Here is a 25,535-nt window from a genome sequence, read left to right as displayed (position 1 = left end):
CGCGCGCCGTACCTCATGCCGCACCCCCGGGCAGGCTCGTACCGGCCGCGCCGTTGACCAGCGCGACGCGGGCGGCCAGCGCCCGGCGCCGGGCCCGGCGGATACGCCGCTCGTCCAGCTCGCTCGGGGTGCGGTCCAGGGTGGTGATGTGCGCGTCCAGCAGGTCGACGTCCGTCAGGACGACGGGCATCTCCCGCTCGATCTCGTCCAGCTCAGCAGCGGTCGGCTCCATCCACGGAGCGAACGCGGTAACAGCGTCCTGAAGTGTGACGATGTGGTTCATGGGTCGTGGTTCTCCCTCGCAGGTGAAACGGCCCGAACAGCACCCCCGGAGTTGCTGCTCCGGGGGTGCGCGCCGTTGTGGGGTGAGCCCGCGCGGCAGACGCCGTGCGGGCGGAGCGCCCCGACCGGGAGTCGAACCCGGTCTTACGACCATCGGGGCGAAACAGACTGGCCAGAGCGCACCGAGGAGGCGCGGACCTGGTCAGATGCGGTTGGGCTTGAGCAGCCAGAAGGTGATGCAGGCGCCCGCCAAACGCGGGTCCTGCTCGGTGGCACTGCCGTACACCTGCGTCAGCACGTCCTGCTCGGTACTGCCCTCATGCGGGGTCAGGGTGCCGTTCAGCGTCACCGACACCAGCCCCGGCTTTTCCAGGGTCAGGATGTAGAGGTGCGTGCCCTGCGCGGTCTGCGCGCTCATGGTGTTCCCCTTGGTCTCGGAGATCGGCCCACAGCGAGTCCCGGGAGTTGCCCGGGAGTCAACGGGGTGCCGTTGGAGCGGTACTTGACGCCGCAGCCGAGTGGCGCGGCGGGCCGCGTGCGGCGGCCGGTGCCCCGGGCCGGATTCGATCCGGCGCCCTTCACGGCAAGATGCCGGGGCGGTGCCGCGGGGGTAGCGGTCGGCGTCAGCGCTGGACGACGTCCTTGTCCAGGTCGCGGTGACGCACGATGACCCGGTGTCCGGCGTCGCCCAGCAGCTCAGCCAGCGCGAGGGCGAACACCGGGGCGCGGTGACGGCCCCCCGCGCATCCGTCAGCGATCCGGATGCGTCCCCGGGAGGGGCCCGACGCGTAGGCGTCCACCGCCCGAGCGGTCGCCAGGACCAGCGCGGCGACCCCGGGGGTGCTCAGCACGGCGGTACGGACCGGCTCGTCGTGAGCGGTCATGTACCGCAGTTCCGGGCTGACGTGCGGGTCGCGGAAGTGCTCGCGCAGGTCGATGGTCAGATGCGCGGCGGGCGGCTCGTCGTGCAGGTAGCCGAACGAAACGATCTCAACAACAGCCACAGGGACTCCAGAAGCGAGTAGGGATGTTCCGGCTCCCCTCAGCGCTGCTCGTACGAGACGAGCAGCGCAGGCAACCGGCCGCAGCTCAGAAGCGCGGTGGTCAGGATTCGACGGAGGTGAGGTGAACGTCGGCGTTCTTGTAGCCCTGGCGGGCCAACTGCCGCTCCACCGATGCGGTGTAGTTCTGGCGCGGGATGTGGTTCGGGATCGTCGTCTCGCCGGTCCCGTAGCCCCTCTCGCCCGTCTTGGCGTCGGTGGCGAAAGCGGTGAACTTGACCTTCGGCATTACTGCCCCTCTCGGGTGATGGAAGCGGAACCGCCCGGCTCCCCGCGCTCCCGCCCGTACGTCCTCGCGCGGCACGCGGGGCGGACGGGCGGGAGAGGCAGCCGGCCGCAGCGTCACGCGCTACGGGACCGAAGAAGGACCGGACTTGCTGTGCGGGCGCTGCCGGCCGGTCCGAGCGGCGGCGTCTTGGTATGTCGTCGGTTCGACCGACTTCCCGCGTTCGCGGGGACACGGCTTTCACCGGTGCTCCATTGCCACGGGGCACCGGTCCCGAGCCGGTGAAGTCGGGTGCGTCATCGTCACTGCTCTGACGCCAGCAGGGCGGCCCACACCGGGCGGAACCCCAGTTAAGGGGTTGTCTCCGGAGCCGGTGGGCTTGGCAGTGCCGCCGACGACATCACCCGGTCGTCGCGGGGGCGGTCTCACTCTTGCCGCCACGTGCGTTGGGGCCCCGCTGTACTTCCCCACACCCGAGACTGGGTGGCGCCTGCCAGGCGCGTAGGGGGAGAGCCGCGGTTCGCCACGGCGGTTTGCCCCCGGACCCTCGCCCTGGGCACCTGCCGTGACCGCCGCTCTCGCGTCAGCCCCGCACGATCACTGTTCAGTTCTCAACTAACGGCCGCTTCCTTCGTACTCACCCCTGCGAGAGCGGGGGCTTTCCTCCGTGCGATGCAGTACCTGTTTTACAGGTACTGCATGGGGGTTCGTCAAGTACAGCGGCGCAATCTCTTCTGTCTCGCGCCGGGACGTCTTGGCGTATCTTCAGAATCGCGGCAGGTCAGGGGAGTTGGTTACCCCGCTCATGGACAGCTCTGGGACTTCTGGCTACGGTCAAGAGGTCCCTAGACGTCCCACCGGGGGTGCAGATGTCCAACGAGCGCTTACGAACCGCCCTCCTCGCCCGTGGCATGACCGTGCAGAGCCTCGCTGAGGCGATCGAGGTGAACCCCAAGACGGTCGAACGCTGGATTACCCAGGGCAAGGTGCCGTACCTGCGTCACCAGTACGCGACGGCGGCGGCCCTCAAGGTCGACGTGACCACGCTGTGGGATGACGGGCGGACCGTCGACAGTGCGGCTGACCTGACCAAAGCCGAGATAGCGACGGTCTACCCGCATCGCCACACGGTGCCTGCTGGCCTATGGCGAGAGCTGTACGGACGTGCTGAGCGGAACCTAGACGTTCTCGTGTACTCGGGTCTCTTCCTGTCTGAAGACCCGCTCTTCCATGCCCTTGTGAGGGCGAAGGTGGAAGCGGGGGTGCGGGTGCGCATCCTGCTGGGGGACCCGGAGTGTGCGGCTGTCCGGCAACGCGGCATTGATGAAGGCCACCACATCATGGACGGCAAAATTCGCAACGCACTCGTGCTGTACCGGCCCCTCATGCGGAGTCACCCGGACGTCGGTTTCCGGCTGCACGACTCGACGCTGTACAACTCGATCTACCGGGCCGATGACGAGATGCTCGTCAACCCACACGTCTACGGCATCGGCGCCTACATGGCGCCCGTGCTGCACCTGCGACGACTCCCCGGCGGAAGCCTCTTCGACACGTACGGGAATAGCATCGATCACACCTGGGAGAACGCACGTCCAATCACCGACCAGGACGTCAAGACCATCACGGGAGCCTGACCATGGGACGTATCGACTACCTGCATGACCCGGACGCGCCGCCGGCCAACTCGGTTGTGCCGTCTGTCGTCGCCTTCGTGCAGAACGACGCGGGGCAGGTGCTGATGATCCAGCGATCTGACAACGGCCGGTGGGCACTGCCCGGCGGTGGTCACGACGTGGGGGAGTCCATCAGCGACACGGTGGTCCGTGAGGTCTGGGAAGAGACCGGCATCAGGGCGGAAGTGGTCGACGTGTCCGGCCTATACACGGACCCCGGACACGTCATGCAGTACGACGACGGTGAAGTCCGTCAGCAGTTCAGTATTTGCTTCCGGGCCCGGCCGGTCGGTGGTGACCTTCGTACGAGCAATGAGACGACTCAGGTCCGCTGGGTTGCCCCGGCGGACCTGGAGACGCTGGACGTACATCCCACGATGCGGCTGCGCATCGAGCACGCCATGGACCGGACGCGCACGGCGCCCTACATCGGCTGACGCTTGGCGGCGGCGACCCGTTCGAGGACGCGGCAGGTGCACGCCAGGATCTCCGGCTCAGCTCGCCGGATGAACTTGCCGATCAGGCTGTCCGGCCCGTAGCGCCCGGTGATCTCGTTGATTCGGTCCACGGGGTTGGTCGGGGTGCCGTCCGGGGTGGTGTTCATATCGCAGTAGCAGAGCGCATCGTTCAGGTGCTCGTTCTCACGGGGGAACTCACCGTCCAGTTCAGCGCGCAAGCCGCGCGCGTCCGCCTCAAGCCACGAGCACGAGTGATGGGCGACCAGGTTGACGACCTGCTCGTCGGCGGCGGCCACGTCCCGGAGGTACCTCGCACCGTCCAGGGGGTGAAAGCCTGTCTTGGCGAGGTCCGGCGCGTAGCCGATGTCATGCAGGACCGCTGCAGCCTCCAAGAGATCCGCGTCCTGGTCGAGAATGAGCGCGATGGTGCGCGCCCGCTCAGCGACCCCGAGGCAGTGTTTCCAGCGTCGCGGCAGCGGCTCAGCGAGCAGCGACTCAGCCAGCGGGTAGGCCCACTCCGTCAACGTCGACAAGCTACGAACGCCCCTCTCGCGCCGGCACGGCGCGGACCGTCCGCACCTTGCCCTGTCCTCCACCCGCCAGCACGCCGACGGCTTCCAGCTTCTCCAGCGCCTTGGCCACGGTCGGACGTGATACCCCGAACCGTTCGGCCAGCACGGAAGCGCTTGGAAACGCTTCCCCTGCTTCGAGTCCGTCAGTCGCGATGATCTCCGCAATTCGCTGATCAAGCGGGCGCCGGTCGACTGGCGCCCCCGCACGTACGACTCGCCACCGCTCACCCCGTACCGGTTCGGCCACGCCTTCCTGGCGCAGCACTCCGAACGCGCGCAGGGCGACCCCGCGCGAAACCTTGTGATCGCGCATGAGTTCGGCCAGCGACGGCAGTTCTGTCATGTTCGGGTCGTCCTCGATCTGCCTCTTCACTGAGTCGGCAATCTTCAGGAAGGTCCCCCGAGGGTTGGCCTGCTGCGACACTCGCTCTCCCTCTCCGCCGGGCAGTCGACACCACCAGTAAGCCTCCCATGACTACCAGCCGTCGCAGAGGGGTCGCGCGCAGCGGTACCCGCGGAGCACTGTCCGTCCTGAGGTGGTGCGTACCAGCGTCACGGTCGGGGACGCGCTGCTGGGGTTACAGCGTTTCCGCTCCTTCTTCTTGGCGGAATATCCGCAGGCGCTCAGAATACGTTTTGTGCAAATCCAGTAGGTGCATCTCTTTGTAGAAATTGCCAAGTATCTCTGCATCTCCAATAGGGAGGATCGGGCCTGATTCCGCCATTCGGCTAGCCATAGCGGAAAAGGCATCGTCGCACTCGGCCACAAGCAAACGCTTGAGAACGTGCAGCGCGGCACCTGATATCCCAGGATCAAACTCGTTCGCAATCCTGCGCGCAAGGCTGCTCGCGGCCTTTGGATGTCCGAAGATTTTGAGCAACTGCATAAGTTCCAGAGGTGCGTATGATTGCCCTAAGGTGAGTTCGTTGATGCACTCGCTAGTGCGGGTCAGTAACTCGTTAGCTAGCGTGTGTTCTTTGGCGTTGAAGAGATTCGCAATGGCTGGATGTAGTGAAATGGTCTCAGTTAGGTTGACCTCGTGTAGTCTCGCGTGTATCTCCGCGCGAACCTCATTCGTTAGCTCATCGTCACGAATGTGAGGGTGTATCAGTGCCAAGAAGTAGATCAGCTTCGTCACGTCTCTCTTGTGTGAGCTGAAGTATCTCTTGGCGAGGGTCTCTCCGATCTTATTAGCCGCTTGGCTTTCCGACTCCAGGAGTGCTCCGATGAGCGATGTGACCTCCGAGGAATCTTCCATGTCTACGGACTCGATATTTTCTTCGATCGTCTTCGAGTACGCCTCTATGGCCTCATGGTGACCCGAGATTTCGAGCTCCTCTATGATCACCGACATGTCGAAGGGCCGACCGACGCGCAACTTGTCTGGAGCTTGACTGATGCGATCCACAAGGCGCTTTTTGTGAGTGGTGTAGTGGTAGAGATCCATCAGCAGCCAGCCGAGTTCATTTGTCTCGCCCAGCGGGATCGTATCTATTGCACTAGTAACGAGGGCGTCTGCTTCTTCGACGGGAAAAGTAGGGTCTTCGAGTAGTCCGGTCAGGGCCGCAGGATCACCGTCGACAGCTAGTGGAATCCACAACCTGGCTGCTTCCTTGTGCATGCCTCGGTAGCTGGCGACACGGGCAAATTCAGCTGCGGTCACAGGGTCCGTCATGTTGGAGATTACGGCATCCCAGAAGCTGCGGGGAAACGGGGTTTCCGCGCGTTCTTGCTGCGAGTGCTGTACAAGATAGTCCGCTAGGCGATAATGAATCGGTTCCTCAGTATTGGTCCTAGGGCGCACTTGCGAAAGGGGCCTTGTGGCTCCGCGTAGCTCCGTAGAAGCATGCCTAAGTGCCTGCTCGAACCAATCCTCGTCGGTATGACCCCACTCTTCGTCACTCAGATAGCCGGGAGCGGCGGCGGCCAGGAACTCGGCCGTGAGGAAATTGGATGCTCGGGGTATGTGGCCATCCATGGCGGCACACAGAACCGCCCAAGTGCCCGGATTTTGATCTCTGCAATCCTTGAAGAACTCAAGCAATGCAGGTCCTGCTGCGAGATACTGCGTTATGCGCGTAGGGGTTGCATCCAAAGCCGCTCTAATGCGAGCGTCTGACTTTGCTGCGACTGATAATAGATCGCTCGAGAATGCCGCATCAATGTCGATTCGAGTTGACTGGTTGATGAGGAGTTCTCGTCCGCTAGGGTACGGATTATTCAAGTCTGTGAGCTCTTGCCAGTATCGTGGCCAGACGGTTGCAACGAACTTCACTCGCGTTCCTGCGGACAACGCTCTTCTGAGCGCGGAAGAAGCTATCTCGCCTCCGTCGCGCATCAGGTATTCTTGAAGTTCATTGAGCCAAATAATGGTGTTCGCAGAGAGTGAATCGCACTCGAGTGCCTCGACTAGCGCTGTCGCCCTGTTGGGGAAAATGGGATGGTGGAGCAACCAGCCAGTCATCTTCCTCACCGCTTCGTAGGCGGCACGCGTCTTACCTGTGGACGATCCTCCAACCAGCACTATGAGCGAGGATTGGTCTGCGTGTAGCGCCTCGCGAAGAGCGACGTCATGTGATCGTGGAATGTATTCGGGTAGGCCGGTTGGGGCCCCGGTCACCTGGATGGGACGATGCACTTCTAAAGCGTGAGCGTCGGTGTACTCCTCAACTGGCTTCCCGAGGGCAGTAGTGCTAGCACTCTCTGCGCCCTTCGATGCCCTTTTCTCCTTCTGTTCTGCTTCTGCCGAACGACGGAGGGACTCAAGTTTAGATATCTCGCGCCTGACACTTCGGCCTGCCATACCAGCCAGAATGGTGACTAGTACGGATAGGTCGGCCGATCTGGTTGGTATGGATTTGGCGTTCATCCAGTCGCTGATTGACGAAGAGCTGAGGGATGTGGTGGCTGCTCCCCGTCCTTCAGTAGATCTCCGTACCAGGGACGACAGCGTTGGACCCCCCGCCGCTACGTGCAATTCCCGGAGCGCGGACGCGAAGTCGTCCCGCGAGGTAGCGCTCATGCCCAACGTCTTCCATCCCCTCATCCGGGCCCTGTCCGGATCCGGATGTCCCGGACAGGGCTCTGACCAGCGCTTTCGTTCGTGTTGCTCTGAGCATCCGTTGCCGGACGCAGGTCAGTCTGGCGCACTTGCAGGGTCCTTGGTTCTTTACATGCGATGGAGTCCCGTAATGAACGTGATAACGCAGATTCCTGACCTTGCCTACCACGGCAGTGACGTCTTGGTAGCTATGTGCCTGCTGCGCGCGGGCCGGCCCTTGCTCCTCTTCGTTGCCTTCTGGACTGTGTCTCGCCGTACCCACGCCAGGGACCAGGTGAGCCTGTTCAGGTTGCTGGCGGCGACGCTCAGGCCGGCGGTCCGGCGTCATGGTGGCACTACGCCGCGTGGTCCAGGGCGTTAGTCACCTTCCATGTGCGGACGACGCGCGGACGACTGCCGACATGCTGGGCAACGCAGACGGCAAAGTGGCAGCTCATTGGCGGTTCGGAGTATCTAGACAGCACAGACTGTAAATCTGCCGGCTCAGCCTTCCCAGGTTCGAATCCTGGCGCCGCCACACTGGGGAAGACCCCCTCCACCTGCGGAAACGCAGTGCGGAGGGGGTCTTTGTCATAGGGCTGCGGCACACTGGCCCCATGTCGTCCCGTCGCCGTCTCTGCCCCGAGTGCCGTCGCGAGATCGCTGTCGTCGCAGGCCGGTACGCGCGGCACGATCCGCCCGGTGCGCGGGAGAGCGGAGAGCTCACGTCCTGTCCCGGTTCCCGTCGGCACGCGCAGATCGGTGCCGTACAGCCCTCGCTGGACGGGTACGTCGTGCCCGACTTCCCCGGGCAGCTGCCCCTGTTCTGAGCGGCCGCCCGGGACGGAGCGGGGCGCTCAGTTGCCGGCCACCGACTTCACCGCCACCGACACCGGCGTCGAACCGCTGACCAGTTCGAGCGTCAGGCCGGTCGTCGCCGGGGTGTCCACCAGTTCCGCCAGCACGGCGGCCACGTCGTCGCGCGGGACGGGGCCGCGGCCGGTACGCGCCTCCAGCCGGACCAGGCCGGTACCGGCGTCGTCCGTGAGAGCGCCCGGGCGCAGGACCGTCCAGTCCAGTGCGTCCAGCGACCGCACGTACGCGTCGGCCTCGCCCTTGGCGCGCAGGTAGACGTCGAAGACCTCGTCGCCCTGGTGCTCGGGGTCGGCGGCCATGGACGACACGATCACGAAACGCCGTACCCCGGCCCGGACCGCCGCGTCCGCGAACAGCACTGCCGCCGCCTTGTCCACCGTCTCCTTGCGGGCCGTCCCGCTGCCCGGGCCCGCGCCCGCCGCGAAGACCGCCGCGTCCGCGCCCCGCAGCCGCTCGGCGACCTCGTCGACGGAGGCCGACTCCAGGTCCAGGACGACCGGTTCGGCGCCGGCCTCACGCAGATCGTCGGCCTGCTCGGCCCTGCGGATGATGCCCGCCACCTCGTCCCCGCGCGCGGCGAGCAACCGCTCCAGCCGCAGCGCGATCTGACCATGACCACCAGCGATGACAATGCGCATGTCTTCGACCGTACGCCTCGGCGCCCGCCTCCGCCGCACGGCTCCCCGGCCGTCCCCGCCCTCGGGCCCGACGGGACCGCGACCGTCCCGGTCAGGGCACCTGCCCGTGCCCCTGCCGGGGCAGCCCCAGTTCCGCGGCCGTGGCCGTCGCGGCCGTACAGTCGCCGTACTCCCGTACCGCGCTGGTCCGCGCCACCACGCGCCCCCCGTGCACCACGATCCGGCTGTACGCCAACGAGAGCGCCCCCGCGAGCCGGTCCCCGCGCACCGCGAGGAGTTCCGCCGGGAAGCCCGCCTCCACCCGTACCTCGGGCAGGCCCAGCGCCGCCCGCGCCGACCCGCTCACCGCCTCGTACGCCTCCTCCGGCCGCAGCCCGTGCCGGGAGGCCAGCAGGTACGCCGCCTCCAACGGGTCGCCGCGCCCCACCGGGTTGGCCACGTCGCGCAGCGCGCCGCTGCCGGCCGCCACCCGCACCCCGGCCCGCCGCAGCAGCCGTACCGGAGCCGCCGCGCGGCAGCGGGCGTCGCCGCAGCCGCCCTGCGGCAGGCACACCACCGTCACCCCGGCCGACGCCAGTTGGTCCGCCGTCCGGTGGGCGGCCTCGGCCGGCAGCGCGTCAAGTCCGCCGCAGGGCCCCAGGGTCACGCCCGGCCGCAGCCCGCCCGCCATCGCCGCCAGCCGGGCCAGCCGGGCCGGGTCGGCGGCGTCCGTGTGCAGGTCGACGGGGCAGCCGTGCTCGGCGGCGACCTCCAGGACCGCCTCCACGTACCCCGTCGGATCGGGGTCCAGGTCCGGGCGCCCGCCCACCACCCCCGCGCCCATCTTCAGCGCGTCCCGCAGCATTGCCAGCCCGTCGGCCCCCGCCGTCCCGGTCAGCACCCCCGGCATCGCCACCGTCGTCAGTTCGACCAGCCCCCGCAGCGCCCGCCGCGCCCGCAGTACGGCGGTCAGGGCGCCGAGCCCCGCGACGCCGCCCACGCGCACGTGTGCCCGCGACGACGTGGCGCCGTGCCCCAGTTGCAGCAGCGCCGCCTGGGTGGCCCGGCGCTGGACGTCCCGCGGCTCGTAGGAGACCGGTCCGCCGGAGTCGGCGGTCAGGGCGGTGGCGGCGTGCGCGTGGGGCTCGGCGGGCGCCGGCAGGAGGAGGTAGCCGGTGAGGTCCACACGGGCGCCGGCGCCGGGCGCGCGGGCCGGCGCGAGGCTGCCCGCCGTGCCGACGGCCTCGATGCGGCCGCCGTGCAGCCGTACGTCCACGGTCCGGCCGTCGGTGAGCCGGGCCCCCGACAGCAGCAGCGCGCCGTGGTCGGGGGCGCCCGGCCGGGAGGAGTGGGAGGGCCGCTGCGGCTGGCTGTCGGGCATCGCGCTCCTCTGGGCTCGGGGCTGCGCAGTGGGGGACGCATGATCACGCAGAGTGAGTCGAGCCTAGGACGGTGGCCCGCCCGCGACGCGGAGGAGCGCAATAGTCATACCGATGTGGTCGCCCCCTCGACTTCCTCTCTCGGCCCCCTCCGCCCCCGCCTCGGGCGCCTCTCGCACGCCTCGCGGACGTGCCCGGGCGGGCGGGCGACGGGTCGGGGCAGGAGCCGCGAAACGGATTTGGGCGAACGGCGGCCGACCGTGTAATGTCTTCATCGCTCGCCCCAATAGCTCAGTCGGCAGAGCGTCTCCATGGTAAGGAGAAGGTCAACGGTTCGATTCCGTTTTGGGGCTCTGGTGTGAAAGGTTCCCGCCGTCAGGCGGGACCCGATCGCATCACAGCGGTGTAGCTCAGTCGGTAGAGCAAGCGGCTCATAATCGCTGTGTCACCGGTTCAAGTCCGGTCACCGCTACTCTAAGTAGCCGATTGCGGGGTCGGTCCTTCGATCGGCTACTCTTCTATGCGTTAGTCCAGTCCCATCCGTTCGTCAAGGAGCACTCACGTGGCTGCCACCGACGTCCGCCCGAAGATCACGCTGGCCTGCGTGGAGTGCAAGGAGCGGAACTACATCACCAAGAAGAACCGGCGTAACAACCCGGACCGACTGGAGATGAAGAAGCACTGCCCGCGTTGCAACGCGCACACCGCGCACCGCGAAACGCGATAATTTCAGGCTCGTACGCGAGGCCGTCCCCGAGGTCCGGGGGCGGCCTCGCGTCGTTCCGGTCCAGGTGGCGGACGCCGCAGCGGCAACCGCAGACAGCAGCAGGAGGTACCGAGCCCATGGCGCTCGACCAGTCCTTCGTGGGGCGGACCTATCCGCCCACCGCGCCCTACGAGGTGGGCCGGGAGAAGATCCGTGAGTTCGCGGAGGCGGTGGGGGACACGAGCCCGGCGTACACCGACCCCGAAGCCGCCAAGGCGCTCGGCCACCCCGATGTGATCGCGCCGCCGACCTTCGTGTTCTCCATCACCTTCCGGGCCGCCGGAGAGGTCATCCAGGACCCGCAGCTCGGTCTCGACTACAGCCGGGTGGTGCACGGTGACCAGAAGTTCGCCTACGTCCGCCCCGTGCGGGCCGGCGACCGGCTCACCGTCACCTCGACCATCGAGTCGGTCAAGTCCATGGCGGGCAACGACATCCTGGACATCCGCGGTGAGGTCCACGACGAGGCCGGCGAGCACGTCGTGACCGCCTGGACGAAGCTGGTCGCCCGCGCGGCCGAGGAGGTGTGAGCATCCGATGACGGCGAAGATCGCGTACGACGACGTCGAGGTCGGCACCGAGCTGCCGGCGCAGTCCTTCCCCGTGACCCGCGACACCCTCGTCCGGTACGCGGGCGCGTCCGGGGACTTCAACCCGATCCACTGGAACGAGCGGTTCGCCAAGGAGGTCGGCCTGCCGGACGTCATCGCGCACGGCATGTTCACCATGGCCGAGGCGATCCGGGTGGTCACCGACTGGACCGGCGACCCGGGCGCGGTCGTCGAGTACGGCGTCCGCTTCACCAAGCCGGTCGTCGTCCCGGACGACGGCCAGGGTGCCACGGTCGAGGTCAGCGCCAAGGTCGCCGCCAAGCTCGACGACAACACCGTCCGCGTGGACCTCACGGCGACCAGCGCCGGCCAGAAGGTGCTGGGGATGTGCCGGGCGGTCGTGCGACTGGGCTGAGGCTCAGGGAGCAGGACAAGCAAGGGGCGCCCTCGTTCGAAGGGCGCCCCTTGCTTGTCCGTACGGCTTGCTGGAGTTAGTGATTGAGTACTAACCTGGCTTCATGGTCAGGATGAGTGCGGAGGAGCGGCGCGAGAGCATCGTCCGCGCGGCGATGTCCGAGTTCGCCCGGGGCGGCTACTACGGCACGTCGACCGAGACGATCGCCAAGCGGGTCGGCGTCTCGCAGCCGTACCTCTTCCGGCTCTTCCCCGGCAAGCAGGCGATCTTCCTCGCCGCCGCCGAGCGGTGCATCGAGGAGACCATCCGCACCTTCGAGGAGGCGGGCCAGGGGCTGACGGGCGAAGAGGCCTTGCGCGCCATGGGCCACGCCTACTCGGAGGTCATCGTGGAGCGGCCCGAACGGCTGCTGATGCAGATGCAGATGTACCTCACCGTGGGCGCCGCCGAGCAGGCGGGCGACCATGAGTTCGGTGAGGTCGTGCGGGCCGGCTGGATGCGGCTGTGGGACACGGTCAACCTGCGGCTCGGCGGGGACATCGCCGACACGGGTGACTTCATGGCGAAGGGGATGCTCATCAACTCCCTGGTGGCCATGGGATTCCCGCCCGGACACCGGGTCTGGGAAGGCGTGTACGAGCCGGGTGACTCCGCGGGGCGGGGCGGGGAGTGAGGCCGGGGAAGGGCTTCACGCCTTTTTCTTTTGACCAAGAAAGTTAGTCATCAATTACTAACCAAAGAGTCAGTGGCAACCTCTGGGGGAGTCATGTCACAGCAGACCCCACGCCGCGGAGGAGCGGTCTGGGCACTCGTCATCACCAGCGTGGCCGGGTTCATGGCCGCCCTGGACAACCTCGTCGTCACCACCGCCCTGCCCGCCATCCGGGAGGACCTCGGCGGAGCACTGCACGACCTCGAATGGACGGTGAGCGCCTACACGCTCACCTTCGCCTGCCTCCTGATGACCGGCGCGGCCCTCGGCGACCGCTTCGGCCGCCGCAGGCTCTTCCTCGTCGGCACCGCCGTCTTCACCGCCGCCTCCGCCGGCGCGGCCCTGGCGCCCGGCATCGGCGGCCTGATCGCCGCCCGCGCGGTCCAGGGCGTCGGCGCGGCGGTCATGATGCCGCTGACGCTCACCCTGCTGACGGCCGCGGTACCCGCCGCCAGGCGCGGCATGGCGTACGGCATCTGGGGTGCCGTCAACGGACTCGCGGTGGCCTCCGGGCCGCTGATCGGCGGCGCCCTGACGGAGCACATCTCCTGGCAGTGGATCTTCTGGCTGAACGTGCCCCTAGGCGTCGCCCTGCTGCCCCTCGCCCGTCTGCGGCTCGCCGAGTCCCACGGCACCGGTGCCCGGCTCGACATACCCGGCACCCTGCTCGCGAGCGGCGGTCTGTTCGGGGTCGTCTACGGCCTGGTGCGCGGACCCGTCGACGGCTGGACCGACACCGCGGTCCTGCTCTCCCTGCTCGGCGGGGCCGCGCTGCTCGCCGGGTTCGTCCGCCACGGCGTCCACGCGAAGAACCCCGTGCTCCCGATGCGGCTGTTCCGTTCCCGGGCCTTCGCCGGGATCAACGCGGCGAGTCTGCTGATGTTCCTCGGCGTGTTCGGTTCGGTGTTCCTGCTCAGTCAGTACCTCCAGGGCGTGCTCGGCTACTCGCCCACCGAGGCGGGGCTGCGCATGCTGCCCTGGACCGGCATGCCGATGCTCGTCGCACCCGTCGCCGGCCTCCTGGCCGACCGCTTCGGCGGCCGGCCGGTCGTCGCCACGGGTCTCTTCCTCCAGGCCGCCGGGCTCGGCCAGCTCGCCCTCGTGATCACCACGGACGCGTCCTACGCCGTCCAGCTGCCCGGCCTGATCATCAGCGGCATCGGCATGGCCCTGTTCTTCGCCCCCGCCTCGCACCTGGTGATGTCCAGCGTCCGCACCCGTGAACAGGGCGTCGCCTCCGGCGCGAACAACGCCCTGCGCGAGGTGGGCGGGGCGCTCGGCGTCGCCGTGATGGGCTCGATCTTCTCCGCCCAGGGCGGCTACCGGACCGCGCTGGCCTTCGTCGACGGCCTGCGGCCCGCGCTGGTCACCGGAGCCGCGGCGGTCGCGGTCGCCGGAGTGGCGGCGCTGCTGATCCCGGCACGTCGCCGGTCCGGTCCCGCGGGCCCGGCCGCCGGCGGCGCCGGATCGGCACCCGCACCGGCCGCCGAAGCCGTCTCCCGCTGATACCCGCACCGCAGCACCGAAAGGAGCCCGTCATGCCCACCCTTCCCTGGATCACGCCGAACCCCCCGCCGCGAGCCGCCGCCGACGTCCACGTCTTCGCCTCCCGCTTCGAGACCCGCACCCTGTGGGGAGCGCTCCGCTTCCTCGTCCGGACCCCCGGGGTGTGGCGGCAGGTGAGCCGGGCGCCCGGCGCGTACGGCGCCACCCTGAAGGCCCGGCCCTTCCGGCGGACCTACTGGACCCTGTCCGCCTGGGAGTCGCCCCAGGCCCTCAAGGCGTTCGCCCGCTCGGGCGCCCACGGGCCGACGGCCGACGGGCTGGCCGCGCAGATGAGGGACGCCAAGTTCGTCACCTGGACGATGAGCGCCGACAGCCTCCCGGTGGACTGGGACGAGGCGCTCAAGCGCCTCGAATGAACCCGCGCGAACGAACCCGCACGCGCGCGTGCGGACGAGGAAAGGCGAGGAACGGGCGAGGACGGCCCGCCCGTTCCTCGCCCGCCGCGCTGTGGGTGCCGTCTCGTAGTCTTGGGCGCGTGCAGGAACTCCACGACGCCCCCCTCGCCCCGCTGACCACCTTCCGGCTGGGCGGTCCCGCCACCCGGCTGGTCACCGCCACGACCGACGCCGAGGTGATCGCCGCCGTCCGCGAGGCCGACGACACCGGCACGCCCCTGCTGGTGATCGGCGGCGGTTCCAATCTGGTCATCGGCGACAAGGGCTTCGACGGCACCGCGCTCGTCGTCGCCACCAAGGGCTTCGCCCTCGACGGCACCCGTCTGGAGCTGGCCGCCGGCGAGGTCTGGACCGACGCCGTCGCCCGCACGGTCGAGGCGGGGCTCGCGGGCGTCGAATGCCTGGCGGGCATCCCCGGCTCGGCCGGCGCGACCCCCATCCAGAACGTGGGGGCGTACGGCCAGGAGGTCGCCTCGACCATCACCGAGGTCGTCGCCTACGACCGTGCCTCCCGCGAGGCGGTCACCCTGACCGCCGATCAGTGCGCGTTCTCCTACCGCCACAGCCGCTTCAAGGCCGAACCCGACCGCTACGTCGTCCTGCGCGTCCGCTTCGCCCTGGAGGACGCCGGCGGGCTCTCCGGGCCGGTCAAGTACGCCGAGACCGCCCGCGCCCTCGGCGTCGAACCCGGCGACCGCGTCCCCCTGGAGGCCGCCCGCGAGACCGTGCTGAAGCTGCGCGCGGGCAAGGGCATGGTCCTCGACCCCGAGGACCACGACACCTGGTCGGCCGGGTCGTTCTTCACCAACCCGATCCTCACCGAAGAGGAGTTCGCCGCCTTCCACGCGCGCGTGCGGGCACGGCTCGGCGACGGCGTGGAGCCGCCCGCCTACCCGGCGGGGACGGGCCGCACCAAGACCTCCGCCGCCTGGCTGATCGACAAGGCGGGCTTCACCAAGGGCTACGGCACCGGACCCGCCCGGATCTCCACCAAGCACACCCTCGCCCTCACCAACCGGGGCGCGGCCACCACGGAGGACCTGCTCGCCCTGGCCCGCGAGGTCGTCGCCGGGGTCCGGGACGCCTTCGGGGTCACCCTCGTCAACGAGCCGGTGACCGTCGGCGTCAGCCTCTGACCCGTACCGGCCGGTCTCAGTAGGCGACCCCGACCGCCTGCCGTACCGTCGCCGGGTCCGTGACGGACGCCAGCATCGCGTGGGCCACGTCCGCGCGGGCCAGGGAGCGGCCCTTGGCCGGGTTGCCGCCGACGACCCTCCGGTACCGGCCGGTGCCCGGCTCGTCCAAGAGCCGCGGCGGCCGTACGACCGTCCAGTCGGCGGTGCCTGCGGCCAGGTCGGACTCCATCCGGCGCAGGTCGCCGTAGACGTCCCCCAGGACCTTCCAGAGCAGGGCACGCAGCGCGCGGTCCACGAGGCCGTCCCCGTCCGCCGCCGGGCCGAGCGGTGAGGCGCTCACCACCACCAGGCGCCGCACCTCCTCCGCCGCCATGGCCGCCAGCACCGTACGGGTCAGCCGGCTCGTGACGCCGGCGTCCTTCCGGGTGCGGGCGCCGAGTCCGGACAGCACCGCGTCCCGTCCGGCGACCGCGGGACGCAGCCGCCCGGCATCGGACAGATCCGCCCGGAACACCTCCAGCCGCTCACCGGTCACCGGCAGCCGGGAAGGGTCCCGTACCACCGCCGTGACCCGGTGCCCGGCGTCCAGCGCCTGCCGGACGATCTCCCGGCCCACACCGCCGGTGGCTCCGACAACGGTCAGTTGCATGGCGTACCTCCCCTGTCCGCACCCGACTGCCGTCCGTCAATCGTCGCCGGGAGGCACCGCCGCGATCCAGGCGTCCACGTCCGACAGCAGCTTCGCCTTGATGTCCTCGGGGGCGGCCGAGCCACGCACCGACTGCCGGGCCAGCTCGGCCAGTTCCGCGTCGGTGAAGCCGTGGTACCGGCGCGCGATCTCGTACTGCGCGGCCAGCCGGGAGCCGAAGAGCAGCGGGTCGTCCGCGCCCAGCGCCAGCGGCACCCCCGCGTCGAACAGCGTGCGCAGCGGCACGTCCTGCGGTTTCTCGTAGACGCCCAGAGCCACGTTGGACGCCGGGCAGACCTCGCAGGTGATCTGCCGGTCGGCCAGCCGCTTCAGCAGCCGGGGGTCCTCCGCCGCCCGCACCCCGTGCCCGATCCGGTCGGCCGCCAGGTCGTCCAGGCAGTCGCGCACCGAGGCCGGGCCGGTCAGCTCGCCGCCGTGCGGCGCGGAGAGCAGCCCGCCGTCCCGGGCGATGGCGAAGGCCCGGTCGAAGTCCCGGGCCATGCCGCGCCGCTCGTCGTTGGACAGCCCGAAGCCGACCACGCCCCGGTCGGCGTAGCGCACCGCGAGGCGGGCCAGCGTCCGGGCGTCCAGCGGGTGCTTCATGCGGTTGGCGGCCACCAGCACCCGCATCCCGAGCCCGGTCTCCCGCACCGTGGTGTCCACCGCGTCCAGGATGATCTCCAGCGCCGGGATCAGTCCGCCCAGGCGCGGCGCGTACGAGGTCGGGTCGACCTGGATCTCCAGCCAGCCCGAACCGTCCTTGAGGTCCTCCTCGGCGGCCTCCCGCACCAGCCGCTGGATGTCCTCGGGCTCTCTGAGGCACGAGCGGGCCGCGTCGTAGAGCCGCTGGAAGCGGAACCAGCCGCGCTCGTCCGTCGCCCGCAGCTTCGGCGAATGGCCGCCGGACAGCGCGTCGGTCAGGGCGTCGGGCAGCCGGACACCGTGCTTGTCGGCGAGTTCCAGCAGGGTGGCGGGCCGCATCGAACCGGTGAAGTGCAGGTGCAGATGGGCCTTCGGCAGCTCAGAGACATCACGTACACGCTCCATCCAAGGATCTTGCCGTACGACGCGCGGGTCCCGGTAGCCGATTGCCCGTACGTGGCCTTGCTCGCACAAAGGAACGGGGACCACCCCGTAACGTTCCCAGGTGGTCCCCGATGCGGCGGGAGCGGTCAGTCCCTGGCCTCCGCCAGCAGCTTCTGGACGCGGCTGACGCCCTCGACGAGGTCCTCGTCGCCCAGCGCGTAGGACAGCCGCAGGTAGCCGGGCGTGCCGAAGGCCTCGCCGGGCACCACCGCGACCTCGGCCTCCTCCAGGATGAGCGCGGCCAGCTCGACCGTGTCCTTCGGGCGGCGGCCGCGGATCTCCTTGCCGATCAGCGCCTTGACCGACGGGTAGGCGTAGAACGCGCCCTCGGGTTCGGGGCAGAGCACGCCGTCGATCTCGTTGAGCATCCGCACGATCGTCCTGCGGCGGCGGTCGAACGCCTCGCGCATCGTCGCGACGGCGTCCAGGCTGCCGGAGACGGCGGCCAGCGCGGCGGCCTGCGAGACGTTGGCGACGTTGGAGGTGGCGTGCGACTGGAGGTTGGCGGCGGCCTTCACCACGTCCTTGGGGCCGATGACCCAGCCGACCCGCCAGCCGGTCATCGCGTACGTCTTGGCGACCCCGTTGACCACGATGCACTTGTCGCGCAGCTCGGGCACGACCGCCGGCAGCGACACGGCGGTGGCGCCGCCGTAGACCAGGTGCTCGTAGATCTCGTCGGTCAGCACCCACAGGCCGTGCTCGACGGCCCAGTGGCCGATGGCCTCGGTCTCGGCCTCGGAGTAGACCGCGCCGGTCGGGTTGGACGGGGAGACGAAGAGGACGACCTTGGTCTTCTCCGTGCGGGCCGCCTCCAGCTGCTCGACGCTGACCCGGTAGCCGGTCGTCTCGTCCGCGACGACCTCGACCGGGACACCGCCGGCCAGCCGGATCGACTCCGGGTACGTCGTCCAGTACGGCGCCGGGACGATGACCTCGTCGCCCGGGTCGAGGATGGCGGCGAACGCCTCGTAGATGGCCTGCTTGCCGCCGTTGGTGACGAGGATCTGGGAGGCGTCGACCTCGTAGCCGGAGTCGCGCAGGGTCTTCGCGGCGATCGCGGCCTTCAGCTCGGGCAGTCCGCCGGCCGGGGTGTAGCGGTGGTACTTCGGGTTCTTGCAGGCCTCGACCGCGGCCTCGACGATGTAGTCGGGCGTCGGGAAGTCCGGCTCACCGGCGCCGAAGCCGATCACCGGCCGCCCCGCGGCCTTGAGGGCCTTCGCCTTGGCGTCGACGGCGAGGGTGGCGGACTCGGAGATCGCGCCGACTCGGGCGGAGACCCGGCGCTCGGTGGGAGGGGTTGCAGCGCTCATGCGCCCCATCGTTCCAGACCGGAAACCTGCCCGGCACGCGGGTTTCACGGACTGAACAGGTCCGGACACAGCTGTGAACAACAGTCCGGAACCGCCCCCGGGCCAGGGCGATCTTCGGTCACCCGGGCCGTATCCGGCCCCTGCTGGTGCTTTCTGTTCGACGCCCGGCGCCGAACCACGTACACTCACACCTCGTCGGCCTCCAGCAGCCCGCGCTCACCCGGTGCACACCAAGCATCCGAGTGGATGCGGTACGTTGGGGGACACGCAAAGGGTCGTAGCTCAATTGGTAGAGCACTGGTCTCCAAAACCAGCGGTTGGGGGTTCAAGTCCCTCCGGCCCTGCTACACACACCTTCGCCAGGATGTGTGCGCATGTACGTACAGCAATGCACCGCCGTGCGGCTCAGACCGGGCGCGGCACGGCCACGACCCGGAATCAGGTGAGGACGAGTGACGGACGCCGTGGGCTCCATCGACATGCCTGATGCCCAGGACGAGGCGCCGGACTCCAAGAAGAAGCAGCGCAAGGGCGGCAAGCGTGCCAAGAAAGGCCCCCTGAAGCGTCTCGCGCTCTTCTACCGCCAGATCATCGCGGAACTCCGCAAGGTGGTCTGGCCGAGTCGCAATCAGCTGACGACGTACACCACTGTGGTGATCATCTTCGTCGTCATCATGATCGGCCTGGTCACCGTGATTGACTATGGGCTCAGCCACGCCGCCAAGTACGTCTTCGGCTGACCCGCGAGCGAAGAGCGCCGAGGTACCCGGCGCTCCTTTCGCGTGTTCCACCCCTATGTATCCAGGAAGAAGCAGCCACCGTGTCTGACCCGAACGTGAACGACGCCCTCGAGCCGGTCGAGTCCGTCGAGGACGAGCTCGACGCCGTCGAGGGCGCGGACAACGAGGACACCGCGGCCTCCCCGGAGGCCCAGGCTGCCGATGCCGCCGCGGACGAGACCGCCGACGAGATCGAGGCCCCCGAGTCCGACGAGGACGCGCAGGACGCTGACTCCGACGAGGACGCCGCCGACGAGGCCGAGGCCGAGGACGAGCCCGACATCGACCCGGTCGAGAAGCTCCGCCAGGAACTGCGCGTCCTGCCCGGCGAGTGGTACGTCATCCACACCTACGCCGGCTACGAGAACCGCGTGAAGACCAACTTGGAGCAGCGTGCCGTCTCGCTCAACGTCGAGGACTACATCTTCCAGGCCGAGGTGCCGCAGGAAGAGGTCGTCCAGATCAAGAACGGCGACCGCAAGACGATCCGCCAGAACAAGCTGCCGGGTTACGTCCTGGTCCGCATGGACCTGACCAACGAGTCCTGGGGCGTCGTCCGCAACACCCCCGGCGTCACCGGCTTCGTCGGCAACGCCTACGACCCGTACCCGCTGACCCTGGACGAGATCGTCAAGATGCTCGCCCCGGAGGCCGAGGAGAAGGCCGCCCGCGAGGCCGCCGAGGCCGAGGGCAAGCCGGCGCCGCAGCGCAAGGTCGAGGTCCAGGTGCTGGACTTCGAGGTCGGCGACTCGGTCACCGTCACCGACGGTCCGTTCGCCACGCTGCAGGCCACGATCAACGAGATCAACGCCGACTCGAAGAAGGTCAAGGGCCTCGTCGAGATCTTCGGCCGTGAGACGCCGGTCGAGCTCTCCTTCGACCAGATCCAGAAGAACTGACCTTCTGGCTCAGCTACGTCCGAGCAGGTCAGACGGTCGCTCCGGCGAGCGTCTGACCTGCTCGGTTTTCAGCCGCGCATCTATACCCGTTATCGTTGTGCGGTATGCCTGCGTCCGAGTTGTCGCCCGGCCGCGGGCAGGACCCGAATCGAAAGGACCCGGAGAGCCATGCCTCCCAAGAAGAAGAAGGTCACGGGGCTCATCAAGCTCCAGATCCAGGCCGGTGCCGCGAACCCGGCTCCGCCGGTCGGCCCCGCGCTGGGTCAGCACGGCGTGAACATCATGGAGTTCTGCAAGGCCTACAACGCCGCGACCGAGTCGCAGCGTGGCTGGGTCATCCCGGTGGAGATCACGGTCTACGAGGACCGCTCCTTCACCTTCGTCACCAAGACCCCGCCGGCCGCGAAGATGATCCTGAAGGCCGCGGGCGTGGAGAAGGGCTCCGGCGAGCCGCACAAGACCAAGGTCGCGAAGATCACGCGTGACCAGGTCCGTGAGATCGCCACCACCAAGATGCCCGACCTCAACGCCAACGACCTGGACGCCGCCGAGAAGATCATCGCCGGCACCGCCCGTTCCATGGGCGTCACGGTCGAGGGCTGACCTCCACCCCCGTAACCCAGCAGTAGTAGTGGAAGGGCCTGCTCGGCCCGGACCACGACTCCTCAAGAGCCAACAGGAGCAACAGTGAGCAAGCGCAGCAAGTCTCTCCGCGCTGCGGACGCCAAGATCGACCGGGAGAAGCTGTACGCCCCGCTCGAGGCCGTCCGTCTCGCCAAGGAGACCTCCACGACCAAGTTCGACGGCACCGTCGAGGTCGCCTTCCGCCTGGGTGTCGACCCGCGCAAGGCCGACCAGATGGTCCGTGGCACCGTGAACCTCCCGCACGGCACCGGTAAGACCGCCCGGGTCCTGGTCTTCGCGACCGGTGACCGTGCCGAGGCCGCGACCGCCGCGGGCGCCGACATCGTCGGCTCCGACGAACTGATCGACGAGGTGGCGAAGGGCCGTCTGGACTTCGACGCCGTCGTCGCCACCCCGGACCTCATGGGCAAGGTCGGCCGCCTCGGCCGTGTCCTCGGCCCGCGTGGTCTGATGCCGAACCCGAAGACGGGCACCGTGACCCCGGACGTGGCCAAGGCCGTGACCGAGATCAAGGGCGGCAAGATCGAGTTCCGTGTCGACAAGCACGCGAACCTGCACTTCATCATCGGCAAGACGTCGTTCGACGACACCAAGCTGGTGGAGAACTACGGCGCGGCCCTGGAGGAGATCCTCCGTCTGAAGCCGTCCGCCGCCAAGGGCCGCTACATCAAGAAGGCCGCCATCAGCACCACGATGGGCCCCGGCATTCCGGTCGACTCCAACCGCACCCGCAACCTCCTCGTCGAGGAGGACCCGGCCGCGGTCTGAGCCGACGGCTCGCCCCACCGGTTCACGGGCCCCGCACCCCTTCCAGGGTGCGGGGCCCGTCCCTGTTTCCGGCCCGGTTGTCAGTGCTCTGCGTTAGCTTTCTGACACGGGACGGGTGGGGCGACGGCTGGGGGCGGGTGACGGCGATGGCGGGGACGGGCGTGCGGTGGCCGACGGGGCGGGCCGCGCTCACGGTGGCCGCGGTGATCGCGGTGCTGGTGGCGGGCGTGACGGCCTGCGGCCCGTCGGACGCCGACGACGACCGGCCGGCCGCCTCCGTGCCGGCCGCCGTGACCGCCGGGCTGCGTGCGGCCGAGCGAGCCACGGAGGCGGCCCGGTCCGCCCGGGTGACGTCCACGACGCGGATCGGCTCCACGATCTCCCTGACCGCGGACGGTGTCCTCGGCTGGACCGAGGGGGTCACCGGCACCCTCACCCTGACCTACACCGGCGGCACCCTGGCCGACAGCATGCGGCAGCTGGGCAGCGCGTCGATGGAGGCCCGCTATCTGCCCGACGCGTACTACGCGCGCATGGGCGACGCCTTCGCCGCGCGGGCGGGCGGCCGGCACTGGGTCAGATACGCGTACGACGACCTGGACGCCCTGGCGGGCGGCGCCGGAGCGGAACTGGGGGAGCGGATACGGGCCGCGACCCCCGACCGGTCCCTGGACCTGCTGCTGGCCTCCGACGACGTGCGGGAGATCGGCGCGGAGCGGGTGCGCGGCCGGCGTACCACGCACTACTCGGGCACGGTCCGGGACCTGGACGCCGGTGTCACCGGCCAGACCGTCGAGGTCTGGATAGACGACCGGCATCTGCTGGTCAAGAAGGTGGAGCGGGCGGCCACGGCGGACGGCGAGCTGACCCAGACCGCCCACTACCACGACTACGGCGTACGGGTCAGCGCCGAGAAGCCCCCGGCCGACGACACCCGGGACGTGACCGAACTGTTGAGCGGAGCGGGCGGCGAGGAGGGGGAGGCCGGAGATCCGCTGGGATAAGCTCACAGAGTTTTCAAAGATCAGCAAACTGTTCCTTTTGTTTCCTTGGGGGGAATCATGGAGCTCGGTATAGGTAAGCGGGGCGGGGCCACCCTCGCCGGAATCGCGGCGCTGGTGCTGGCCGGCGGTGCCGTCGGCTGTGGCGCGGAGAAGGACGGGGCCGCCGAGCGGACGGTGCACCAGGTGATCACGGCGGCGTACGAGAAGACCGCCGAGGCCAAGTCGGCCAAGATCGAGATGACCATGTCGATGCCGACCGCGGCGGGCGGCGACATGACCATGAGCGGCGTGATGGGCTGGGACCCGACCGTCATGGATATGACGATGAAGGGCTCCGCGTTCGCGGCCGCCGGGGCGAACGCTCCCGACCAGATGCGCATGATCTGGCAGGACAACGTCATGTACATGGACATGGGGGCCAAGGCCGCCAAGGACATGGGCGGCAAGCGCTGGATGAAGTTCGACCTGGCCGCCGTGGCGGAGGCGTCCGGCGACGAGGCGCTGGCCAAGCAGATGACCTCGAGCCTGGAGAACGTGAACCAGAACCCGGCCGAGCAGCTCGCCATGATGCTGGAGTCGCCCAGCCTCAAGCACGTCGGCACCGAGAAGATCGGCGGCGTCGAGGCCGACCACTACAAGGGCACGCTCACCGTCAAGGAGATGATGGAGAGCAACGAGAGCCTGGACGTGCTGGAGCCCGCGGAGCGCAAGCAGCTCCTGGACAACATCGAGAAGTCCGGTGTCAAGGGCTACGACACCGAGGTGTGGGTCGACGAGAACGACCTGCCGGTCCGCATGGACGTGACGATGGAGTCCCCCCAGGGTGACATCGACACGAGCATGAAGTTCTCGGACTACGGCGCCAAGGCCGAGGTCGAGGTGCCGCCGGCCAGTGAGACCACCGACCTGTTCAAGATGCTCAAGAGCATGGGCGACGCGCTCGGCGACCTCTCCGACGCGACCGGTTCCACCGGCACCGGCTCCACCGAGGATCTCGACAAGCAGCTCGACGACATCGAGAAGGACCTGGCCGATCTGGAGGCGCTGGACCCCTCCGGCGTCTGAGCCGCTTCCGTTCCGGTCATGACGACGGTCCACCGAGGTCATGACGACGGTCCGCTGACCGGATTTGCCTGCCGGCGATCCGGTCGCGTACTCTCCTTGAGAAGCCAAAGACCGCTGGTCGTTGCCGCACGTTCGCAAGAAGGTGCGGTGGCCGAAGGATCCGCTGAACAGCGGACGACCCGCGCAGGTGTCAGTGGAGAAGCTCCCGACGGAATCCGTACCGTGCGCGTGCGGAAGAAAACCGGTTGAGCTACGCCCCGTGCGCCTGCGCCGGGGCGTTTCGTTTTCCCCAGTCCTCCTTCGGGTCCGCGCGGTCCGAATCACCCGGAAGGAGGCCGAGGCTCTATGGCGAGGCCCGACAAGGCTGCCGCGGTTGCCGAGCTGACGGACCAGTTCCGCAACTCGAACGCCGCCGTGCTGACCGAGTACCGCGGTCTCACCGTGGCGCAGCTCAAGACGCTGCGCCGGTCGCTCGGTGAGAACGCCCAGTACGCCGTGGTGAAGAACACGCTGACCAAGATTGCGGCCAACGAGGCCGGGATCACGACGCTGGACGACTACTTCAGTGGTCCGACGGCTGTCGCCTTCATCACCGGTGACCCGGTGGAGTCGGCGAAGGGTCTGCGCGACTTCGCCAAGGACAACCCGAATCTCGTCATCAAGGGCGGTGTCCTTGACGGCAAGGCGCTGTCCGCCGACGAGATCAAGAAGCTTGCGGACCTCGAGTCCCGCGAGGTTCTGCTCTCCAAGCTGGCCGGTGCCTTCAAGGCGAAGCAGTCCCAGGCTGCCTCCGTCTTCCAGGCGCTGCCCTCGAAGCTCGTCCGCACCGTGGACGCGCTCCGTGCCAAGCAGGACGAGCAGGGCGGTGCCGAGTAATTCGGCTCGCTTTCTGACCCGCGCCGCCTGAGCGGCAACGGTCGCAGCGGGCCCGACGTACGCCCGCCTCACCCAGTACACCCGGCACCTGCCGAATGAGTGGAAGGAAAGCCATCATGGCTCTCACCCAGGACGAACTGCTTGCCGAGTTCGAGAACATGACCCTGATCCAGCTCTCCGAGTTCGTGAAGGCGTTCGAGGAGAAGTTCGACGTCACCGCCGCCGCTGCCGCGCCGGTCGTCGTCGCGGGTGGTGCCGCCGGCGGCGCCGCCGCCGAGCAGGCCGAGGAGAAGGACGAGTTCGACGTCATCCTCACCGGTGCCGGCGACAAGAAGATCCAGGTCATCAAGGTCGTGCGCGAGCTGACCTCCCTCGGTCTGAAGGAGGCCAAGGACCTGGTGGACGGCGCCCCGAAGCCCGTCCTGGAAAAGGTCGCCAAGGACGCCGCCGAGAAGGCCGCCGAGTCCCTCAAGGGCGCCGGCGCCTCCGTCGAGGTCAAGTAAGACCTTCGCGACCGCGTCGGCGGCCCGTAGCGCGGTAAACATTCCGCCAGGGCTGTAACGCGTACGCACCGAAGAGCGATCATCCATCCGGGTGGTCGCTCTTCGTCGTTCCCGGGCCCTCGCCGTGGTTGCCTTGCGACGGTGTGTGTGCGAGGTATGGTGATCTTCGTTGTGTCTTCG

General features: G+C 68.7%; 30 protein-coding genes and 4 tRNA genes. 22 read left to right on the top strand and 12 right to left on the bottom strand.

The window, feature by feature from the left end:
• Nucleotides 1-13 precede the first annotated feature (13 nt).
• The 4 genes from ACZ3IG_RS27485 to ACZ3IG_RS27470 all read right to left on the bottom strand — a co-directional run bounded on the left by ACZ3IG_RS27485 (nucleotide 14) and on the right by ACZ3IG_RS27470 (nucleotide 1,572).
• The gene (locus ACZ3IG_RS27485) at nucleotides 14-283 is read right to left on the bottom strand and encodes a DUF6284 family protein (RefSeq protein WP_467435380.1); all 270 of its coding nucleotides are present in this window, start codon (nucleotides 281-283) and stop codon (nucleotides 14-16) included.
• 201 nt (nucleotides 284-484) lie between these two features.
• Nucleotides 485-700 (bottom strand): hypothetical protein, encoded by a 216-nt coding sequence (locus tag ACZ3IG_RS27480; protein ID WP_467435379.1) that lies wholly within the window; start codon nucleotides 698-700, stop codon nucleotides 485-487.
• A 205-nt stretch (nucleotides 701-905) separates the two neighbouring features.
• The gene (locus ACZ3IG_RS27475) at nucleotides 906-1,286 is read right to left on the bottom strand and encodes a RapZ C-terminal domain-containing protein (protein ID WP_467435378.1); all 381 of its coding nucleotides are present in this window, start codon (nucleotides 1,284-1,286) and stop codon (nucleotides 906-908) included.
• A gap of 100 nt (nucleotides 1,287-1,386) precedes the next feature.
• Complete coding sequence (locus tag ACZ3IG_RS27470; protein ID WP_467435377.1) at nucleotides 1,387-1,572, bottom strand: hypothetical protein; 186 nt, start codon at nucleotides 1,570-1,572, stop codon at nucleotides 1,387-1,389.
• An 866-nt stretch (nucleotides 1,573-2,438) separates the two neighbouring features.
• Here ACZ3IG_RS27470 and ACZ3IG_RS27465 point away from each other — a divergent pair.
• Nucleotides 2,439-3,206 (top strand): XRE family transcriptional regulator, encoded by a 768-nt coding sequence (locus ACZ3IG_RS27465; protein ID WP_467435376.1) that lies wholly within the window; start codon nucleotides 2,439-2,441, stop codon nucleotides 3,204-3,206.
• Nucleotides 3,207-3,208: 2 nt separating this feature from the next.
• Entirely contained in the window at nucleotides 3,209-3,682 is a 474-nt protein-coding gene (locus tag ACZ3IG_RS27460; protein WP_142168879.1) for an NUDIX domain-containing protein, read from the top strand.
• Here ACZ3IG_RS27460 and ACZ3IG_RS27455 read toward each other — a convergent pair.
• The 3 genes from ACZ3IG_RS27455 to ACZ3IG_RS27445 all read right to left on the bottom strand — a co-directional run bounded on the left by ACZ3IG_RS27455 (nucleotide 3,670) and on the right by ACZ3IG_RS27445 (nucleotide 7,079).
• Nucleotides 3,670-4,236, bottom strand: a complete 567-nt coding sequence (locus tag ACZ3IG_RS27455; protein ID WP_467435375.1) for an HD domain-containing protein — start codon at nucleotides 4,234-4,236, stop codon at nucleotides 3,670-3,672. The genes ACZ3IG_RS27460 and ACZ3IG_RS27455 overlap by 13 nt on opposite strands.
• A gap of 1 nt (nucleotide 4,237) precedes the next feature.
• On the bottom strand, nucleotides 4,238-4,699 hold the full coding sequence (locus ACZ3IG_RS27450) for a GntR family transcriptional regulator (protein ID WP_467435374.1): 462 nt from the start codon (nucleotides 4,697-4,699) through the stop codon (nucleotides 4,238-4,240).
• 154 nt (nucleotides 4,700-4,853) lie between these two features.
• Nucleotides 4,854-7,079 carry a hypothetical protein gene (locus tag ACZ3IG_RS27445; protein ID WP_467435373.1) on the bottom strand — a complete coding sequence of 742 codons (2,226 nt, stop codon included), beginning with the start codon at nucleotides 7,077-7,079 and terminating at the stop codon, nucleotides 4,854-4,856.
• Between the two features lie 685 nt (nucleotides 7,080-7,764).
• On the opposite strand from ACZ3IG_RS27445, the gene ACZ3IG_RS27440 reads away from it, so the two are divergent.
• Both ACZ3IG_RS27440 and ACZ3IG_RS27435 read left to right on the top strand, forming a co-directional pair.
• A tRNA-Tyr gene (locus ACZ3IG_RS27440) sits at nucleotides 7,765-7,854 on the top strand.
• Between the two features lie 79 nt (nucleotides 7,855-7,933).
• On the top strand, nucleotides 7,934-8,146 hold the full coding sequence (locus ACZ3IG_RS27435; protein ID WP_467435372.1) for a hypothetical protein: 213 nt from the start codon (nucleotides 7,934-7,936) through the stop codon (nucleotides 8,144-8,146).
• Between the two features lie 27 nt (nucleotides 8,147-8,173).
• Here ACZ3IG_RS27435 and ACZ3IG_RS27430 read toward each other — a convergent pair whose 3' ends face one another.
• Nucleotides 8,174-8,830, bottom strand: coding sequence for an NAD(P)H-binding protein (locus tag ACZ3IG_RS27430; protein ID WP_467435371.1), 657 nt, complete (start codon nucleotides 8,828-8,830; stop codon nucleotides 8,174-8,176).
• Nucleotides 8,831-8,921: 91 nt separating this feature from the next.
• Nucleotides 8,922-10,190, bottom strand: a complete 1,269-nt coding sequence (locus tag ACZ3IG_RS27425) for an amidohydrolase family protein (RefSeq protein WP_467435370.1) — start codon at nucleotides 10,188-10,190, stop codon at nucleotides 8,922-8,924.
• A 278-nt stretch (nucleotides 10,191-10,468) separates the two neighbouring features.
• Between ACZ3IG_RS27425 and ACZ3IG_RS27420 the strand changes: the two genes are divergently transcribed.
• The 9 genes from ACZ3IG_RS27420 (at nucleotide 10,469) to ACZ3IG_RS27380 (ending at nucleotide 15,729) form a co-directional block, all read left to right on the top strand.
• Nucleotides 10,469-10,541 (top strand) — tRNA-Thr (locus ACZ3IG_RS27420).
• 46 nt (nucleotides 10,542-10,587) lie between these two features.
• Nucleotides 10,588-10,660: transfer RNA gene (locus ACZ3IG_RS27415), tRNA-Met, on the top strand.
• A gap of 90 nt (nucleotides 10,661-10,750) precedes the next feature.
• On the top strand, nucleotides 10,751-10,915 hold the full coding sequence (gene rpmG, locus ACZ3IG_RS27410; RefSeq protein WP_003948671.1) for a 50S ribosomal protein L33: 165 nt from the start codon (nucleotides 10,751-10,753) through the stop codon (nucleotides 10,913-10,915).
• Between the two features lie 116 nt (nucleotides 10,916-11,031).
• Nucleotides 11,032-11,484 (top strand): FAS1-like dehydratase domain-containing protein, encoded by a 453-nt coding sequence (locus tag ACZ3IG_RS27405; protein ID WP_467435369.1) that lies wholly within the window; start codon nucleotides 11,032-11,034, stop codon nucleotides 11,482-11,484.
• A gap of 7 nt (nucleotides 11,485-11,491) precedes the next feature.
• On the top strand, nucleotides 11,492-11,920 hold the full coding sequence (locus tag ACZ3IG_RS27400; RefSeq protein WP_467435368.1) for a MaoC family dehydratase: 429 nt from the start codon (nucleotides 11,492-11,494) through the stop codon (nucleotides 11,918-11,920).
• A 103-nt stretch (nucleotides 11,921-12,023) separates the two neighbouring features.
• Entirely contained in the window at nucleotides 12,024-12,593 is a 570-nt protein-coding gene (locus tag ACZ3IG_RS27395) for a TetR/AcrR family transcriptional regulator (RefSeq protein WP_467435367.1), read from the top strand.
• 93 nt (nucleotides 12,594-12,686) lie between these two features.
• Nucleotides 12,687-14,138 (top strand): MFS transporter, encoded by a 1,452-nt coding sequence (locus tag ACZ3IG_RS27390; protein WP_467435365.1) that lies wholly within the window; start codon nucleotides 12,687-12,689, stop codon nucleotides 14,136-14,138.
• A 32-nt stretch (nucleotides 14,139-14,170) separates the two neighbouring features.
• Nucleotides 14,171-14,554 carry a DUF3291 domain-containing protein gene (locus ACZ3IG_RS27385; RefSeq protein WP_467435364.1) on the top strand — a complete coding sequence of 128 codons (384 nt, stop codon included), beginning with the start codon at nucleotides 14,171-14,173 and terminating at the stop codon, nucleotides 14,552-14,554.
• Between the two features lie 119 nt (nucleotides 14,555-14,673).
• Complete coding sequence (locus ACZ3IG_RS27380) at nucleotides 14,674-15,729, top strand: UDP-N-acetylmuramate dehydrogenase (RefSeq protein WP_467435363.1); 1,056 nt, start codon at nucleotides 14,674-14,676, stop codon at nucleotides 15,727-15,729.
• Between the two features lie 16 nt (nucleotides 15,730-15,745).
• Here ACZ3IG_RS27380 and ACZ3IG_RS27375 read toward each other — a convergent pair whose 3' ends face one another.
• The 3 genes from ACZ3IG_RS27375 to ACZ3IG_RS27365 all read right to left on the bottom strand — a co-directional run bounded on the left by ACZ3IG_RS27375 (nucleotide 15,746) and on the right by ACZ3IG_RS27365 (nucleotide 18,816).
• On the bottom strand, nucleotides 15,746-16,378 hold the full coding sequence (locus ACZ3IG_RS27375) for an NAD(P)-dependent oxidoreductase (RefSeq protein ID WP_467435361.1): 633 nt from the start codon (nucleotides 16,376-16,378) through the stop codon (nucleotides 15,746-15,748).
• Between the two features lie 36 nt (nucleotides 16,379-16,414).
• Nucleotides 16,415-17,464 carry an adenosine deaminase gene (locus ACZ3IG_RS27370; RefSeq protein WP_467435360.1) on the bottom strand — a complete coding sequence of 350 codons (1,050 nt, stop codon included), beginning with the start codon at nucleotides 17,462-17,464 and terminating at the stop codon, nucleotides 16,415-16,417.
• Nucleotides 17,465-17,589: 125 nt separating this feature from the next.
• The gene (locus ACZ3IG_RS27365) at nucleotides 17,590-18,816 is read right to left on the bottom strand and encodes a pyridoxal phosphate-dependent aminotransferase (RefSeq protein ID WP_467435359.1); all 1,227 of its coding nucleotides are present in this window, start codon (nucleotides 18,814-18,816) and stop codon (nucleotides 17,590-17,592) included.
• A 271-nt stretch (nucleotides 18,817-19,087) separates the two neighbouring features.
• Here ACZ3IG_RS27365 and ACZ3IG_RS27360 point away from each other — a divergent pair.
• From ACZ3IG_RS27360 to rplL, 9 genes are all read left to right on the top strand, one after another.
• Nucleotides 19,088-19,160: transfer RNA gene (locus tag ACZ3IG_RS27360), tRNA-Trp, on the top strand.
• A 108-nt stretch (nucleotides 19,161-19,268) separates the two neighbouring features.
• Entirely contained in the window at nucleotides 19,269-19,556 is a 288-nt protein-coding gene (gene secE, locus ACZ3IG_RS27355) for a preprotein translocase subunit SecE (RefSeq protein WP_190206132.1), read from the top strand.
• Nucleotides 19,557-19,636: 80 nt separating this feature from the next.
• Nucleotides 19,637-20,494 carry a transcription termination/antitermination protein NusG gene (gene nusG / locus ACZ3IG_RS27350; RefSeq protein WP_467435357.1) on the top strand — a complete coding sequence of 286 codons (858 nt, stop codon included), beginning with the start codon at nucleotides 19,637-19,639 and terminating at the stop codon, nucleotides 20,492-20,494.
• Between the two features lie 168 nt (nucleotides 20,495-20,662).
• On the top strand, nucleotides 20,663-21,097 hold the full coding sequence (gene rplK, locus ACZ3IG_RS27345; RefSeq protein WP_004927359.1) for a 50S ribosomal protein L11: 435 nt from the start codon (nucleotides 20,663-20,665) through the stop codon (nucleotides 21,095-21,097).
• Nucleotides 21,098-21,181: 84 nt separating this feature from the next.
• The gene (gene rplA, locus ACZ3IG_RS27340) at nucleotides 21,182-21,907 is read left to right on the top strand and encodes a 50S ribosomal protein L1 (protein WP_403533429.1); all 726 of its coding nucleotides are present in this window, start codon (nucleotides 21,182-21,184) and stop codon (nucleotides 21,905-21,907) included.
• A 146-nt stretch (nucleotides 21,908-22,053) separates the two neighbouring features.
• The gene (locus tag ACZ3IG_RS27335) at nucleotides 22,054-22,911 is read left to right on the top strand and encodes an SCO4651 family lipoprotein (protein ID WP_467435356.1); all 858 of its coding nucleotides are present in this window, start codon (nucleotides 22,054-22,056) and stop codon (nucleotides 22,909-22,911) included.
• A 57-nt stretch (nucleotides 22,912-22,968) separates the two neighbouring features.
• Nucleotides 22,969-23,976, top strand: a complete 1,008-nt coding sequence (locus ACZ3IG_RS27330; protein ID WP_467435354.1) for an SCO4651 family lipoprotein — start codon at nucleotides 22,969-22,971, stop codon at nucleotides 23,974-23,976.
• 345 nt (nucleotides 23,977-24,321) lie between these two features.
• Nucleotides 24,322-24,852, top strand: coding sequence for a 50S ribosomal protein L10 (gene rplJ / locus ACZ3IG_RS27325; protein ID WP_215164921.1), 531 nt, complete (start codon nucleotides 24,322-24,324; stop codon nucleotides 24,850-24,852).
• A 113-nt stretch (nucleotides 24,853-24,965) separates the two neighbouring features.
• Nucleotides 24,966-25,355 carry a 50S ribosomal protein L7/L12 gene (gene rplL / locus ACZ3IG_RS27320; protein ID WP_467435546.1) on the top strand — a complete coding sequence of 130 codons (390 nt, stop codon included), beginning with the start codon at nucleotides 24,966-24,968 and terminating at the stop codon, nucleotides 25,353-25,355.
• Nucleotides 25,356-25,535 lie beyond the last annotated feature (180 nt).

Source organism: Streptomyces sp. NPDC016677 (assembly GCF_055562815.1).
This window is presented reverse-complemented; position numbering and strand designations above follow the sequence as displayed.